Origin of the sequence: Acidovorax delafieldii (assembly GCF_007993815.1) — a bacterium.
In the GTDB taxonomy this organism is placed as follows: Bacteria; Pseudomonadota; Gammaproteobacteria; order Burkholderiales; family Burkholderiaceae_C; genus Acidovorax; species Acidovorax delafieldii.
This window is the reverse complement of the sequence record NZ_VJWE01000001.1, coordinates 14,350-29,020: the sequence shown is the minus strand read 5'-3', so window position 1 is coordinate 29,020 and position 14,671 is coordinate 14,350. Positions and strand designations below refer to the sequence as shown.

Below are 14,671 nucleotides of genomic sequence, written 5' to 3'. Positions count from 1 at the left end.
GCTTAGTTTGAGCGCGGGAGCCGGGCGACGCCCGGCCTCCGCCGCCAACAAAGGCACATCGTGCGCTACGTTATCGATAGCAAAAAAACCAATAGACACTAGCGCAGTCAGCCAAAAACACCCAAAAATCACCCGGAGAGCCCTCCCATGAGCCTCTCCACCCCCTTCATCCATCGCCCCATCGGCACCATGCTCCTCACCCTGGGCCTGGCCCTGGCGGGTGCGGTGTCGTTCTTCCTGCTGCCCGTGGCGCCGCTGCCGCAGGTGGACTACCCCACCATCTCGGTCAGCGCCAGCCTGCCCGGTGCCAGCCCCGACACCATGGCCGCCACCGTCGCCACGCCGCTGGAGCGGTCGCTGGGCGCCATCGCGGGTGTCACCGAGATCACCTCGCGCTCCATTCTGGGCAGCACCTCCATCACGCTGCAGTTCGACCTGGACCGCAACGTGGACAGCGCAGCGCGCGATGTGCAGGCCGCCATCAACGCCGCGCGCACGCTGCTGCCCACGGGCATGCCCAGCAACCCGACCTACCGCAAGGTCAACCCGGCCGACTCGCCCATCATGATCCTGGCGCTCACGTCGGACCTGCTCACACGCGGGCAGATGTACGACGCGGCCTCTACCGTGCTGGCGCAAAAGCTCTCGCAGGTCGAGGGTGTGGGCCAGGCCACGGTCAGCGGCGGCGCGCTGCCTGCCGTGCGTGTGGAGCTGGACCCGGTGCGGCTCGCATCCAATGGCATCTCGCTGGAGCAGGTGCGCAGCGCCATCGTCAGCACCAACGCCAACCGCCCGCTGGGCGCGGTGGAGCGGGAAGACCACTACTGGCAGGTGGCCACCAACGACCAGGCCCGTGTGGCGGCCGACTACGCGCCCCTGGTGCTGCGCTGGAAGAACGGGCAGGCCGTGCGCCTGCAGGACGTGGCCGACGTGGTGGACTCGGTGCAGGACGTGCGCAACTTCGGCGTGGCCAATGGCAAGCCGGCGGTGCTGCTGCAGGTGTACAAGCAGCCCGGCGCCAACATCCTTGAAGCCGTAGAGCGCGTGCGCTCGCTGCTGCCCGCGCTGCAGGCCTCCATCCCGGCGGCCATCGACATCGAGGTGGTGTCCGACCGCACACCCACGCTGCGGGCTTCCGTCAAGGAGGTGGAGCGCGCGCTGCTGATTGCCGTGGCGCTGGTGGTGCTGGTGGTGTTCTTGTTCTTGCGCAACGGGCGTGCCACGCTGATCCCCAGCGTGGCGGTGCCGGTGTCGCTGGCAGGCACGTTTGGCGTGATGTACCTGGCGGGCTACACGCTCGACAACCTCTCGCTGATGGCGCTCACGGTGGCAACCGGCTTTGTGGTGGACGATGCCATCGTGGTGCTGGAGAACATCATGCGCCACATGGAGCGGGGCAAGACCGCGCTAAGGGCGTCGCTCGACGGCGCGCGTGAGATCGGCTTCACCGTGGTGTCCATGAGCATCTCGCTGATTGCGGTGTTTGTTCCCATCCTGTTCATGGGCGGCATCGTGGGGCGGTTTTTCCGCGAGTTTGCCATCGTCATGTCCTCGGCCATCCTGGTGTCGATGGTGGTGTCGCTCACCACCACGCCCATGATGTGTGCCGCGCTGCTCAAGCCCCACAGCCCGGCAACGGCGCGGCGCAGGGGCTGGGCTGCGGCCTTCAGCCATCGGATCGGTCGCTGGGTGGATCGTATGCAGGTGCGGGGCATGCGCCTGTACCGCCGCAGTCTGGCCTGGTGCCTGCGCCACCAGCCCGTGGCCCTGCTGGCGCTGGTGTGTGTGGTGGGGCTCAACGTGTACCTCTACACCGCCATCGACAAGGGCTTCATGCCCGAGCAGGACACCGGGCGCATCTCGGGCTTCATCCGGGCCGACCAGGCCACGTCCTACCAGGCCATGGAGCAGCGGCTGCAGCGTTTCCTGTCCATCGTGCAGGCCGACCCGGCCGTGGAGCATGTGACCGGCTTCACGGGGGGCTGGCAGCGCAATGCGGCGCAGATGTTCATGACCCTCAAGCGTGGGCCCGGGCAGGAGAGTTCGGAGGCCGTGATAACGCGGCTGCGCGAGCAACTCAAGAACGAGCCGGGCGCGCGCCTGTTCATGGTGCCGCAGCGTGACATCCGCATTGGCGGGCGGCAGAGCGGTGCCTCGTTCGACTACACCCTGCAGGCCGACGACATTGGCGACCTGCGCACCTGGGAGCCACGCATCCGCCAGGTGCTGAGCCAGCTGCCCGAGCTGGAGGACGTGAACAGCGACGTGCAGGACTTTGGCCTGCAGACCTCGCTGGTCATCGACCGCGATGCCGTGACCCGGATGGGCCTGACCATGGCGCAGATCGACGCCACACTCAACAACGCCTTCGGCCAGCGCCAGGTGGGCGTGATCTACAACCCGCTCAACCAGTACCGCGTGGTCATGGAGGCCGCGCCGCGCTACCTGCAGAACCCCGAGACGCTGCGCGGATTTTTCTTCGTCAACAGCCAGGGCCAGCAGATTCCGCTCACAGCGTTTGCGCGCATCACCACCACCAATACGCCGCTGTCGGTCAACCACGACCGGGGCACACCCGCCAGCAGCATCAGCTTCAGCCTGGCGCCGGGGGTATCGCTGTCGCAGGCCACCGAGGCGGTGAACAATGCGGTGGCCGAGCTGGGCGTGCCAGTGTCGGTGCGTGGCTCGTTCAGCGGCACGGCGGGGGCGTTCCAGGACGCGCTGGCGGGCCAGCCGCTGCTGATCCTGGCAGCAATCATCACCATCTACCTGGTGCTGGGCATGTTGTACGAGAGCCTGGTGCACCCCATCACCATCCTGTCCACGCTGCCGTCTGCGGGCGTGGGGGCGTTGCTGGCGCTCATGTTGTTCAAGACCGAGTTCTCGCTCATCGCGCTCATTGGCGTGATCCTGCTGATCGGCATCGTGAAGAAGAACGCGATCATGATGATCGACTTTGCCCTCACGCGGCAACGCCAGCAGGGCGAGCATGGGCGGGCGCCCGTCACCGCAGCGCAGGCCATCTACCGCGCATGCAACCTGCGGCTGCGCCCCATTTTGATGACCACCGTGGCCGCCATCTTTGGGGCCCTGCCACTGGCACTGGGGCGGGGTGATGGTGCCGAGCTGCGCCAGCCGCTGGGCATTGCGATTGTGGGCGGCCTGCTGGTAAGCCAGTGGCTCACGCTCTACACCACGCCGGTGGTGTATGTGGCGCTCGACCGGCTGCGTGCGCGCGTGCTGCGTGCCGTGCAGCGGCGCCGCAAGCCGGCGGGCGCCATGCCCGTAGCCCCGGTGGTATTGCAAGGAAACGACGGATGACCTCTTTCACTTTTTCACGCCAGGTCACCTGGCCTGCGGCGCAGGTCAGCCGGGCTGCCATGCCTGCGTTGCTGGCCAGCGGCCTGTGGCTGGCAGGCTGCGCGCAGACGCCGCCGTACGAGCGGCCCACCATGGACATTCCGGCCGCTTACAAAGAGCAGACCGCCGCCCAGGCCCAGGGCATCTGGAAGCCCGCGCAGCCGCAGGCCTCCGTCGCCTTGCCAGAGACCTGGTGGACGGTTTACGGCGACGCCGTGCTGGACCGCCTGCAGCAGCAGGCCGAGGCCCACAGCCCCACCCTGGCGCAGAGCGCTGCCCGCCTGCGTGCGGCCCAGGCGGCTGTGACCAGCAGTGGCGCGGCCGCCTTGCCCACCGTGGGGGCCAATGCCAGCAGCAGCCGCGCGCGCAGCGGCACGCAGCTGAGCAATCAGGGGGATGGCAGCAGCACCGCGCGCATCAGCACCAGCCATTCGCTGGGCCTCACCGCCAGCTGGGAGCTGGACCTGTGGGGGCGCGTCTCCGCCGGGGTGAGTGCCGCGCAGGCGAGCGCCCAGGCCAGTGCCGACGACCTGGCTGCTGCGCGCCTGTCGCTGCAGGCGGCTGTGGCGCAGACATATTTTTCACTGCGCGCGGCCGAAGCCCAGGCGGCGCTGCTGGGCGAGACGCTCAAGGCCTACGACCGCAGCTGGGAGCTGACGCGCAACCGCCAGGCGGCCGGTGTGGCCTCCAGCGCCGATGTGGCGCAGGCCGAGGCGCAGTACAAATCCACCCAGGTGCAGCTGCTGGAGGCGCAAACCACGCGCAGCCAGCTGGAGCACGCGCTGGCGGCGCTGCTGGGGCAGGCGCCTGCCGCCTTTGCGCTGGAGCCCACCGCCGCGCTGCCCGCACCGGCAGACGTGCCCCAGGCCTTGCCGTCCGACCTGCTCCAGCGCCGCCCCGATATTGCCGCTGCAGAACGCCGCGTGGCCGCGGCCAACGCGCAGATCGGCGTGGCGCGTGCGGCGTATTTCCCCACGCTCACGCTGTCGGCAGCGGGGGGCTTCAGGGGATCGCCCCTGGCCGACCTGTTCAGCGCGCCCAACCTGTTCTGGTCGCTGGGGCCTGCGCTGGCGGCGTCGATTTTTGATGGCGGCGCGCGCAGTGCCGCCGTAGAGACGGCCCGCGCCAACCACGCGCAGGTCACGGCCGCCTACCGCCAGACGGTGCTGACCGCGCTGCAGGAGGTGGAGGACAACCTCACGGCCGCCGCTGCGCTGGCGCAGGAGGAACAACTGCAGCGCGAGGCCACCGCCGCTGCGCAGCGTGCGCTGGACGTGGTGGAGAACCAGTACCGTGCGGGCACCGTGGGTTACCTGAATGTGCTCGCGGCCCAGACCACCGTGCTGTCGTCACAGCGCAGCCTGATCGACGTGAAGAGCCGCCGCCTGACGGCAGTGAATGCGCTGTTGAAGAATGTGGCTGGGCGCTGGGAGGCGCTGCCGCCCGCTTGAAGCCCGCGTCAGGCCCCTACATGGCCTTGAACAGGTGCGCGTAGAGGCGGCTCACCGGCAGCCGCTCGGGCCGCCCGCGCAGGCTCAGGTGCTGCTTGCCCGCCTCGTCGCGCGTGACGGTGGCAATGGCCGTGGCGCGTACCAGGGTGCTGCGGTGCACCTGCCAGAACTCCTGCGGGTCGAGCTGCTCGATCAGCTCCTTGAGCGCGGTGCGGATCAGGTATTCACGCTCAGCCGTGAGCACGCGCACGTACTTGTCGGCCGCCTCGAAGTACACAACGTCCGCCACCGGCACCATGTGGATCTGCGTGCCGTGGCTGGCCTGGATCACGCTCAGCCGCGTAACGGCAGTAGCAGGCGCGGCGGCGGGTGCAGTGCCCACGCCGGGCGCGCCCAGCAGCGCGCGCAGCTGGGCCATGGTGGCTTCGAGTTCGGGTGAGGACAACGCTGTCGAAGGTGCAGCGGGTGGCGCACCGGTTGCTGCAACGGCTGAGGCACGCTGGGCCAGCAGGCCCTGCACCTTGGCCACGGTGCGCGCCAGCCGGTCGGCCTGGATGGGTTTGAGCAGGTAGTCCACCGCCTGCGCTTCAAACGCCTGTACGGCGTACTGGTCGTAGGCCGTGGCAAACACCAGCGCCGGAAAGGGCAGGTCATGCGGCCAGGCGTCGGCCAGTTCGGCGGCCGCCTCGATGCCGCTCTGGCCGGGCATGCGGATGTCGAAGAACAGCACGTCGGGCCGCACGTCCAGCGCCTGCCGCACCGCCGAGCGGCCGTCGCCCACCAGGGCCACCACTTGCAGCTCTGGCCATGCGCGGGCCAGGTCTTGCTGCAGGGCAGCGGCCAGCAGCGGTTCGTCTTCGGCAATCAGGGCACGCGGGGCTCGGTCTGTCATGTTGTGGCGGCAGATTTCAAGGGAAACGTGACGGTAGCGCTAGTGCCATTTGGCTCTATTGCTATCAATTCAAGAGCGCCTGCAGCACCGTGCAGCGTGGCCAGACGCTCGCGCACCTGGGCCAGGCCAAAGCTCTGGCCGGGGCCTGGGACGGGCAGGGTGGCGGGCAGGCCCGCCCCGGTGTCTTGCACCTCGATGACCAGCAACAGGCCTTGGGGGCTTGCCTGGGTGCTGGCACGCACGGTGATGTGGCCGCCTTCCACCTGGGGCTCCAGCCCGTGGCGGATGGCGTTTTCCACCAGCGGCTGCAGCAGCAGCGGTGGCACGGGCACGTCGCGCAGCGTGTCGGGCAGGTCCAGTGTGTAGGCCATGCGTGGGCCCATGCGCACGGCCATCAGCTCCAGATAGTCGCGCAGGCGCTCAAACTCCAGCGCCAGCGGGTGCTGGGTGCTGCGCGATGCGCTGAGCGTGGCGCGCAGGTAGGCAATCATGCGGTCCAGCATGTGCTGCGCCCGGGCCGGGTCGGTGCCGATGAGCACGCGCAGGTTGGCCAGGGTGTTGAACAGCATGTGGGGTTCCAGCTGGGTCTCCAGCAGCTTCAGGCGCGATTCGCTGGCGTGCATGCGCGCCTCGGCCATCTTGCTCTCCAAGTAGGCCGACTTGTTGACGGCGTAGAAGTAGAACGTGCCCACCAGCCCCGCAATGGCCGTGATGAGGATGGACGTGCGCTGGTCTGCACCGGAGATCAACGCCCCCGGCGGATAGAAGTGAAAGTAGTGCACGCACAGCGCGTCGGCCAGCAAGGTGCCCGCCAGGTAACCCACGACGATGCCCACCAGGACCAGCGCAATGCCCTGCCAGCCGTGTGGCCAGCCCGTTTCGGCGGCGGAGGGTATCAACTCCCGCCCCAGGTCGATGATGGCCCAGGTGAAGGTGCCGATCAGCACCGAATACACCACGGGCGGCCCATAGGGCTTGTCGGGCATGAACGTGCACTGGATGGTGGCCACGACCAGTGTGAAGGCCACCACCTGCAGGTAGTGCCGCAGCTTGCTGACCCCGTTGAACTCGTGGCGCAGCTTCATGGCCGGTCTTGGCGGCGCTGCAGGGCCTCGCGCTCGCGCTGCACCATGCGCTCGCGCAGGCCGCTGCCGGAGCCCAGCAGAAACACCGACACCCCATGCAGCACCAGCCCCAGCCCCCAGCCCAGCAGCGGGTACACCGACCACGGGCGTGTGCCAAACGCATAGCGCGACATGGCAAAGATGAGGGCGTTGACCAGCACGAAGGCCATCGCATGCAGGTACCAGCCCAGCTTGGCGTTGGCGCGGCGGCGGGCGAGTTGGTCGAGGTCTTCGGGTGTCATGGGCATGGAGCTTTGCATTCTAGGCGGCTCAATGGGCGCAGCAACGCGTCCGCACGGGTGCTGTCATGGGCGTGGCGTGAGTGAGACCGGCTTGAGCGGCTGCAGGTGCTTGGCAAAGAATGCCACGGTGCTTGCGTCCACCTGCGGCAGCACGCTGCGGTCAAAACCGGGCGGGTCGCCCAGCAGCGCGCGGGTCAGGTCGTTCATGCGGTCCAGCGGTGGCATGGGCGACAGCATGATGCCGTGGCTGCCGTCCTGGAGGTCGGCAATGTGCGTGCAGCGGTCCTGGCACGCGGCCAGCACGGCACTGCTGTGAAAGCGTGGAATCTGGTTGACGTCCTTGCCCGCAGTGATGAGCCCCAGCGCGATGCGGGGGGCAGTCAGGCTGTCCATGTCGAAGTCGGCCGCAAACGGCACCACGGCCACCGTGGCCGCCACGCGCGGGTCGGTGTGTGCATGCAGCGTTTCGTCGCCAAAGCGGTGGCGGATGATGGTGATGGCCACGGCCTTCTTGATGCCGTCCAGCCAGTTGCCGTGCAGGCGGGTGGTGAAGCCGACGCAGGACGAAAAATCCTCCGCCAGATGGGCCTCGCAGTGCTGCTTGAAGCGGGCGGGAGACCATTGCCCCCCGGCAAACACCAGGGCGGTGTGGCCTCCGGCCGAACCACCGAACACGCCCACCTCGTCCAGCGCCAGCAGCGGCGCCAGGCGCGCATCCTGTGCGACGGCATCTACTGCGCGGGAGACCTCGGCGGGGCGGCGCTTCCAGCTCTCCGGGCCGGGGGTGGAGTGGTCTTTGTAGTTGTCGCCCGCATGCTCGGGCAGGGCCACCACAAAGCCGGCCTGCACCAGCGCACGGGCCAGGTCGGTGTGCACCCAGGGGCTGCCGCCCGAGCCGTGCGACACCACCACCAGACGGCCGTTGCCCGCCACAGGTGTGCCCTGCCAGGCCAGCTGCAGCCCAAAAGGGCCGCGCTGCACGGGCTGGTCGGCCTCTTGTGCCGGATAGAACACCGTGACGGGGCCGTCGCCCTGTTGCCCGGGCAACTCTGCGAGGCCCACGCCTGCATGGGCGGGGCTGGCCGTGATGACGGCTGCGGCCAGCAAGGCCAGGCACCAGGCCATCCAGGTTTTTGTCATGGCCGTGTTTTTGTTGGGAGGAGTCATCATCAGCCGATCAGCGGGGGTTTTGTGCAGCAGCCAGTCGGTCGCGTTCCGCCTGCACCATGCGCTCGTGCAGGTCGCTGCCACCCGCAAGAACGAACACCACCACGCCATGGATGGCCAGGCCGATGCCCCAGCCCAGGGCCGGGAACACCGCCCAGTGCCGCCCGCTGCCCACCGACAGTGCGACCAGCAGCAGATTGACGAGCAGGTACACGCTGGCATGGATATACCAGCCCATTTTGGCCCCGGCACGGCGGCGTGCCAGACGTTCGAGGGGATCGGTAGTGAAGGTGTGGTTGCGCATGGTGTGCTCCTGTGCTGAGGGATCGTTACGGGAGGCTCAGGCGGTGGCGGGTGATGTGGCCAAGGGGGCGCTGCGTTGCACCAGCTTCCACAGCCGCAGCGCGCGGGCCGCAAACAGACCGTTGAACACGCCATACAGCGCAGCGATCTGCAGTGCAAAGCCGCTGTCGCGTGCCAGGGCGGGTTGCAGGGCCAGCTCCACACCCACGAGGTATTTGGTGAGGAAGATGCCCAAGATCAGGGCCAGCGGCATGGCGCTGCCCGGAATGTAGAAGCAGCGTGACTTGCTTTCGTACAGCGTGCCCTGGGGCGCTGCAGGTTGCAGCCACAGCGCCACGCTGGCGATGAACACGGCGGCCACCAGCCAGGCGACCACCGGCAGCAGGGCCTGGCCAGCGCCGCCAAAGGCCGAGGCGATGCCATACACCGACAGGCCGGTCATCGCCACCGGCATGACCATGGCCCGCACCAGGCTCACGTTGCGGGCCAGCAGCTGGCTGCCGCCCAGCCAGAGCAGACCGGCCAGCAGGGCCCAGACCCAGTAGGGCGTGTTTTCGATGATGCGACCCAGCATCTGGGGTTGTTGGACAAGGAGGTTGAGCAGCATGGTGGTCGTCCTGTTGTAAACAATGAATGGAGGGGTTGGGTCAGATCAGGCCGAGTGCGGACCAGACCGTGTGGCCCAGAAAACGGTCGGGCAGCAGCGTGAAGCCGCCAGCCACCACACAGGCGCCGATGTAGGTGCGTTGCATCATCTTGCGGTGGCCGACGATGTTGCGGCGGGCGAGGAACACAAAGGCCATGGCCAGCATGCCCAGGGTGACGGGGATCAGCAGGTGAATCAGACCGAAGCTGCCCCAGCGCGGGCCGGGGCCGCCGGTGATGAAGAGGGCTGACACGGCGGTGGCAACCATCAGCGTGACCCAGGCGTAGCCGGCCGCGCGGTGCAGGCGGGGGCGCTGCGTGGCCCCTTGGCGGGCCCACAGGGCAATGGGGCCGATGGCAACGGCCGCCAGCGCGGCTGCAAGATGGATGGCGATGACGGGGGTGATTTGCATGGCGGGGCTCCTGGCGGGTTCGATGGAACGAACTGTGCCGATGCCCTTCCCAGGGCGCCACAGCCCTGCGACGAAATGCAGCCCACCGGGCGTGAAATGCCGCCACGCGGAGTGAGTGGTGGGCGGATTGGGCCGCCAGAAGCAACGCGGCGGGCTTTTTGCCAGGGGGGCTGGAGCCCACGGCGGATAATCCCGCACCTATTTGCAAGGAGTGCGCGTGGACGTTGTATTGCTGGTCAAGGCCGCCATCATGGGGGTCGTCGAGGGGTTGACGGAGTTTTTGCCCATCTCTTCCACCGGGCACCTGATCCTGGCCGGGTCGCTGCTGGGGTTTGACGATGCCAAGGCCAAGGTGTTTGACATTGCCATCCAGACGGGCGCCATTTTTGCGGTGATTCTGGTGTACTGGGCCAAGATCCGCTCCACGCTGGTCGCCTTGCCCACCGAGCGCCAGGCCCAGCGGTTTGCGCTCAACGTGTTCATCGCCTTCGTGCCTGCCGTGGTGCTGGGGCTGCTGTTTGGCAAGGCCATCAAGGCACACCTGTTCACACCGGTGGTCGTGGCCAGCACCTTCATCATTGGTGGCTTCATCATCCTGTGGGCCGAGCGGCGGCCGCCCTCGGCCACCCGCATCCACAGCGTGGACGCAATGACGCCGCTCGATGCCATCAAGGTCGGCCTCGTGCAGTGCCTGGCCATGATTCCTGGCACCAGCCGCAGCGGCGCGACCATCATCGGAGGCATGCTGCTGGGCCTGTCGCGCCAGGCGGCGACGGACTTTTCGTTCTTCCTGGCCATCCCCACGTTGATTGGCGCCGGGGTATACAGCCTGTACAAAGAGCGCGCGCTGCTGTCGGCGGCCGACATTCCGCTGTTTGCCACGGGGCTGGTGTTCTCCTTCCTCAGCGCGTGGCTGTGTGTGCGCTGGTTGTTGCGCTACATCAGCAGTCACAGTTTTGTGCCGTTTGCCTACTACCGCATCGTGTTCGGCGTCATCGTTCTGGTGACCGCGTGGACCGGCTGGGTGCAGTGGGCCGACTGATAATCGGGCCATGCGTTTCACTACCGGTCGGGTCTCCTTTCCCTTGATTTCCTTGCGGGCGCTGGCGCTCGCCGGCTTGTCGGTCAGCCCCTGGGTGGGCGCCCAGGGCTTGCCAGAGGCGGCCAGCACCGAAACCACGGTGTCCGACAAGGCAGAGAGCCAGCAGGCCGCAGCGCCCAAATTCAACTACGCGATTGGTGCCATCGTGGGCAGCAGCCCCGACTACGCCGGGGGCGATGGCCGCAAGAACAGCCTGCGGCCAGCTTGGGCCATCGAGTACGGCCGGTTTCGCCTGAGCACTTCGCGCGGCAGCGCCTTCATGGGCCACGGCCTGGGGCCCCGCGAGTCCGGCGCCAGCGCCACGCTGGCGCAAAGCGACCGCTTCAGCCTGAGTGCAGCCTTGCGCATTGACAAGGGCCGTGACGGCTCGGATGCCCCCATCCTGGTGGGGTTGCCGTCAGTGCGGTCCACCCTGCGGGCACGGATCAGCGCGGGCTATGCCATCACGGACCGCTGGGCCGTGGGGGCCGGGGTTTCGCAAGACATCCTGGGCCGCGACGGTGGCGCGCAATGGTCTACCAGCATTGGCTACACCTGGCCCGTGACGGAGCAGACCAAGGTCAGCTTCGGGGCGGGCGCGAGCTTTGGGGACCGCACCTACGTGCGGGGGCATTTTGGGGTGCCGGCCGGTGGCAGCAGCCCCTTGCCAGCGTTCGAGCCACGCGGCGGGCTGTACAGCGTAGATGCCGGGGTGGAGGTGATGACGGCGCTCAACCGGCACTGGGTGGTGCTGGGCGCGGCCCGCGTGTCGCAGCTGCAGGGCGATGCGCGCCGCAGCCCGTTGACCGTGCAGCCGGTGGGCTATTCGGTCTCCGTGGGGCTGGCCTACCGGTGCTGCCGCTAGGCGCATCCGCTGTAGCAAGGGTTCAACGGGAGCGGTTGTGCCTGGCGAAAGTGCTAAGCTGCCGCTCACAGACAGTTACGCCCAGGCGGCCGCACCCCGTGCCATCACCCTGTCGTGGTGTGTGAAGCTGCCCCTCCGCTGATCCTTTCCCCCACTGGGGTATTGCCGCATGACGCCAGAAGCGCCTGAGTTGTCCTCGCACCTGGAGACCGCCCGCCAAAAGGTGTGGTCCAAGGCGGACCTGCTTGATGTAATCACTCGCAGCGCAGGCGCCACCATGGCTGTGATCGACCGCAGCCTGTCGATGATCTATGTGAACGACGAATACGCGCGCTGGTTCGGCACGGTGCCGGAGGAGCTGGTCGGCAAGACACTGGTGGAGGTCTATGGCGAGCAGGACTGCGCCCGGTTCATGCCGTTTGTGAACCGCGTGCTCAACGGCGAGCGGGTGCAGTACCAGCGCATGCTGCGCACGCCCTACGGCTTTGACGAGTGGCGCACCATCTGCCTGACGCCCTGGCACAACCCGCAAGGCGCGATTGACGGTTTCATCACCACGGCGCTGGACGTGCACGAGCTGCAGGTCACCATGAATGCGCTGCGCGCTGCCAACCAGCGCCTGTCTTCCCACATGGAGAACAGCCCCCTGGCCGTGGTGGAGATGGACCACCAGCTGCAGCTGCTGCATTGCTCGCAGCGCGCGGTGCAGCTGCTGGGATGGCTGCATGTGGCGGGACTGGAAGGGCGGCTGCTGACGGACCTGCTGGCACCTGCCTCGATGGACGACAGCCTGCAGCAGGCGCTGCAGCGGCTGCAGTCCGGCCAGGAGTCCCAGAACCGGGCCGAAACCTGTTTTGTGCGCAGCGATGGCACAGAGGTGCACTGCGAGTGGTTCAACTCTGCCCTGACCGACGCAGACGGCCAGGTGACCTCCATCATGGCGCTGGTTCAGGATGTTTCCGCCAAGATCCAGATCGCGCGGCAGCAGCACTACCTGGCCAACCACGACTCACTGACCGGGCTGCTCAACCGGGCCGCGTTCCAGGGGCGGCTGGAGCAGTCGCTGCTGCATGCGCGGCACACCGAGGGGTCGGTGGCGCTGTTGTTCATTGACCTGGACGGTTTCAAGCACGTGAATGACGCCGAAGGCCACCGCGCGGGCGACGAGGTGCTGCGCATCGTGGCCCAGCGCATCGCCAGCACGGTGCGCGCGGGTGACACCATGGCGCGGCTGGGCGGTGATGAGTTTCTGGTGATGCTGGACCATGAGGTGACCCGCGAAGTGACCGACACCATCGGCCACCGCATCATCGACGCCCTGCAGCAGGGCATGACGGTGGACGGGCGCGAGCTGCGCATTGGCGCCAGCATTGGTGTGGCGGTGTACCCTCCGCTGGAGGGAGACATCGACGCGCTGATGAACCGTGCCGACCAGGCCATGTACGCTGCCAAACGGGCGGGTAAGGGCCGTCTGCATTACGCGTTGACAGCCTGAGCCCTTTTCCTCCCTCGGAGCCCCCGCAGAGCAGGGGCACGGCATCACGGCAGCCGGATGCTTTGCTGGAAGTGGAAGAAGTTGCCGGGGTCGTAGGCCGCCTTGATCCGCTGAAGCTGCGGGTAGGCCGGGCCCCAGTAGGCGGAGGCAAAGTCGGCCAGCCGCGCATCCGGGTAGTTCTGGTACACGTGGCCGTTCAGGAAGGGCCGCACGAGCTGCATAAAGCCGTCGAGCCAGGCTTCCATCTGGGCGCGCTCCGCCGGGTTGCGCCAGAACACATCCACCACCAGGTCGGCGTCGACATTGCGATGCACAAAGGCGCTGTCGGCCACCGGGTAGCGGTTGATGGCGCCGCCATAGGGCTCCAGATAGGCCAACGACCAGGGGTTGGGTGACGTCTTGAAGTAGTCGATGATGCGCTGCCAGTCGGCGGGCGAGAGCTGGGTGTTGATGTATCCGCTGGCCTTGGTTTCGGCGATCCCGTCCGGCAGGTTGTCGGGCAGGGTGTAGGGGTGGTCTTCCAGCCACACGTTCATGTCCGGATAGGTGCCGGTCTTGTCCACCAGCAGCTGCGCGCTGGGGATGGCCATCAGCGGTGCAATGGCTGCCAGCCCGTCCTCGCGGCTGCCGCAGAACATGCCCTGCACCATGTACACCGGCACACCGTTCTGGAAGCCCAGGTTCATCATGTAGCCCAATGCGTCGGGCGCACCGGTCTTCATGTAGCCGGCCTGCATCAGCGTGAGCACCTGGGCCGCGTGCATGGCGTCCCAGCTGATGGCCCAGGCCCAGACCTGGTCCAGCCGCTGCATGCGGTAGGTCACCTGCAGCACCACGCCAAAGTTGCCGCCCGTGCCGCCGCGCAGGGCCCAGTAAAGGTCGGAATGCTCCTGCGCGCTGGCGGTGACGATGGTGCCGTCGGCCAGCGCCACACGGAAGGAATCGACCAGGTCACTCTGGATGCCGAACGCGCGCGATGTGTAGCCGTAGCCGCCACCTTGTACAAAGCCCCCCACGCACACGCTGCCACAGGCGCCCGTGGGCACGTGCCAGCCGGTGTGGTTCATGGCGCCGTTAAAGTGGTCGAAGTCGGTGCCCGGCAGCACGTGCACGCGTTCGCGTGCAGGGTCCAGCACCACGCCCTGCAAGTCGCTCAGGTCCACCACCATGCCGCTGTTGACCGAGTAGCCCGCAGTGCTGTGGCCACCACAACGCACGGCCACCCACACGCCATAGGTGCGGGCTACGGCCAGGCACTCCAGCACATCGTTCTCGCAGGCGCAGAAGACGATGATCTCCGGATACGACTGGAAGGCGGGGTTTGACTCCTGCCGCGCTGCGTTGTAGTCGGGGCTGGAGGGCAGCACGATGCGCCCTACGATGCGCGCCTCCAGAGCGGCCACCGCCTCCCATGTGAGCACCGGCGTGCTGGCCTGCGCAGCGCTCAACGCCGACTGTTTTTCCGCCAAAGATAAAAAGTGCGCGACGCGTGCGTCTTTGGCGAGACGGGCCGAACTTTTGCGATGGGCCATGGCGAGCGATCCTTCAGGAAGTTGCGAAGCCCCGGGTGTACCGGAGCAGGAGCGCTTTGACCAGAGGGAAATGGCAGGCGTGTCTTTCAGCCCGCTGCTGG

13 protein-coding genes are annotated in these 14,671 nt (G+C 67.5%); 5 read left to right on the top strand and 8 right to left on the bottom strand.

The genetic code is table 11. The annotated features are described in order from the left end of the window. The first annotated feature begins 147 nt into the window (after positions 1 to 147). A complete protein-coding gene (locus ATF69_RS00110) occupies positions 148 to 3,321 on the top strand; it encodes an efflux RND transporter permease subunit (RefSeq protein WP_056748139.1) in 3,174 nt (1,057 codons plus the stop codon). A 59-nt stretch (positions 3,322 to 3,380) separates the two neighbouring features. Further along, positions 3,381 to 4,811, top strand: a complete 1,431-nt coding sequence (locus ATF69_RS00105; protein ID WP_056748349.1) for an efflux transporter outer membrane subunit — start codon at positions 3,381 to 3,383, stop codon at positions 4,809 to 4,811. A gap of 16 nt (positions 4,812 to 4,827) precedes the next feature. Here ATF69_RS00105 and ATF69_RS00100 read toward each other — a convergent pair whose 3' ends face one another. From ATF69_RS00100 to ATF69_RS00070, 7 genes are read right to left on the bottom strand one after another with little or no spacing between them, the layout of a single operon-like run. Next, positions 4,828 to 5,703 (bottom strand): LytR/AlgR family response regulator transcription factor, encoded by an 876-nt coding sequence (locus ATF69_RS00100; protein WP_146869504.1) that lies wholly within the window; start codon positions 5,701 to 5,703, stop codon positions 4,828 to 4,830. Further along, on the bottom strand, positions 5,700 to 6,788 hold the full coding sequence (locus tag ATF69_RS00095) for a sensor histidine kinase (protein WP_056748135.1): 1,089 nt from the start codon (positions 6,786 to 6,788) through the stop codon (positions 5,700 to 5,702). The genes ATF69_RS00100 and ATF69_RS00095 overlap by 4 nt, the downstream gene beginning before the upstream one ends. After that, entirely contained in the window at positions 6,785 to 7,075 is a 291-nt protein-coding gene (locus ATF69_RS00090) for a 2TM domain-containing protein (RefSeq protein ID WP_056748347.1), read from the bottom strand. Before ATF69_RS00090 ends, ATF69_RS00095 begins: the two co-directional genes overlap by 4 nt. Before the next feature lie 57 nt (positions 7,076 to 7,132). Then, on the bottom strand, positions 7,133 to 8,209 hold the full coding sequence (locus ATF69_RS00085; protein WP_425291755.1) for an alpha/beta hydrolase family protein: 1,077 nt from the start codon (positions 8,207 to 8,209) through the stop codon (positions 7,133 to 7,135). 37 nt (positions 8,210 to 8,246) lie between these two features. Continuing rightward, positions 8,247 to 8,540, bottom strand: a complete 294-nt coding sequence (locus ATF69_RS00080) for a 2TM domain-containing protein (protein ID WP_108499812.1) — start codon at positions 8,538 to 8,540, stop codon at positions 8,247 to 8,249. Positions 8,541 to 8,576: 36 nt separating this feature from the next. Further along, on the bottom strand, positions 8,577 to 9,146 hold the full coding sequence (locus ATF69_RS00075; RefSeq protein ID WP_056067033.1) for a DUF6622 family protein: 570 nt from the start codon (positions 9,144 to 9,146) through the stop codon (positions 8,577 to 8,579). A gap of 40 nt (positions 9,147 to 9,186) precedes the next feature. Further along, the gene (locus ATF69_RS00070) at positions 9,187 to 9,597 is read right to left on the bottom strand and encodes a DUF2306 domain-containing protein (RefSeq protein ID WP_056067036.1); all 411 of its coding nucleotides are present in this window, start codon (positions 9,595 to 9,597) and stop codon (positions 9,187 to 9,189) included. A gap of 217 nt (positions 9,598 to 9,814) precedes the next feature. Here ATF69_RS00070 and ATF69_RS00065 point away from each other — a divergent pair, with 217 nt between their 5' ends. From ATF69_RS00065 to ATF69_RS00055, 3 genes are all read left to right on the top strand, one after another. Continuing rightward, positions 9,815 to 10,639: an undecaprenyl-diphosphate phosphatase gene (locus ATF69_RS00065; protein WP_056067100.1), complete on the top strand. Its 825-nt coding sequence runs from the start codon at positions 9,815 to 9,817 to the stop codon at positions 10,637 to 10,639. Between the two features lie 10 nt (positions 10,640 to 10,649). Next, positions 10,650 to 11,543, top strand: coding sequence for a MipA/OmpV family protein (locus ATF69_RS00060; RefSeq protein ID WP_121942313.1), 894 nt, complete (start codon positions 10,650 to 10,652; stop codon positions 11,541 to 11,543). A gap of 169 nt (positions 11,544 to 11,712) precedes the next feature. Continuing rightward, on the top strand, positions 11,713 to 13,038 hold the full coding sequence (locus tag ATF69_RS00055) for a diguanylate cyclase domain-containing protein (RefSeq protein WP_146869503.1): 1,326 nt from the start codon (positions 11,713 to 11,715) through the stop codon (positions 13,036 to 13,038). 44 nt (positions 13,039 to 13,082) lie between these two features. Here the strand turns inward: ATF69_RS00055 and ATF69_RS00050 are convergent, their stop codons facing one another. Next, on the bottom strand, positions 13,083 to 14,570 hold the full coding sequence (locus ATF69_RS00050; protein ID WP_146869502.1) for an FAD-binding oxidoreductase: 1,488 nt from the start codon (positions 14,568 to 14,570) through the stop codon (positions 13,083 to 13,085). Positions 14,571 to 14,671: the final 101 nt, after the last annotated feature.

Bases quoted from the DNA above. Each gene is read 5' to 3' on its own strand.
- ATF69_RS00080 (WP_108499812.1), bottom strand. From the start codon at position 8,540: ATGCGCAACCACACCTTCACTACCGATCCCCTCGAACGTCTGGCACGC.
- ATF69_RS00100 (WP_146869504.1), bottom strand. From the start codon at position 5,703: ATGACAGACCGAGCCCCGCGTGCCCTGATTGCCGAAGACGAACCGCTG.
- ATF69_RS00075 (WP_056067033.1), bottom strand. From the start codon at position 9,146: ATGCTGCTCAACCTCCTTGTCCAACAACCCCAGATGCTGGGTCGCATC.
- ATF69_RS00070 (WP_056067036.1), bottom strand. From the start codon at position 9,597: ATGCAAATCACCCCCGTCATCGCCATCCATCTTGCAGCCGCGCTGGCG.
- ATF69_RS00090 (WP_056748347.1), bottom strand. From the start codon at position 7,075: ATGCCCATGACACCCGAAGACCTCGACCAACTCGCCCGCCGCCGCGCC.
- ATF69_RS00055 (WP_146869503.1), top strand. From the start codon at position 11,713: ATGACGCCAGAAGCGCCTGAGTTGTCCTCGCACCTGGAGACCGCCCGC.
- ATF69_RS00060 (WP_121942313.1), top strand. From the start codon at position 10,650: ATGCGTTTCACTACCGGTCGGGTCTCCTTTCCCTTGATTTCCTTGCGG.
- ATF69_RS00110 (WP_056748139.1), top strand. From the start codon at position 148: ATGAGCCTCTCCACCCCCTTCATCCATCGCCCCATCGGCACCATGCTC.
- ATF69_RS00105 (WP_056748349.1), top strand. From the start codon at position 3,381: ATGCCTGCGTTGCTGGCCAGCGGCCTGTGGCTGGCAGGCTGCGCGCAG.
- ATF69_RS00095 (WP_056748135.1), bottom strand. From the start codon at position 6,788: ATGAAGCTGCGCCACGAGTTCAACGGGGTCAGCAAGCTGCGGCACTAC.
- ATF69_RS00085 (WP_425291755.1), bottom strand. From the start codon at position 8,209: ATGACAAAAACCTGGATGGCCTGGTGCCTGGCCTTGCTGGCCGCAGCC.
- ATF69_RS00050 (WP_146869502.1), bottom strand. From the start codon at position 14,570: ATGGCCCATCGCAAAAGTTCGGCCCGTCTCGCCAAAGACGCACGCGTC.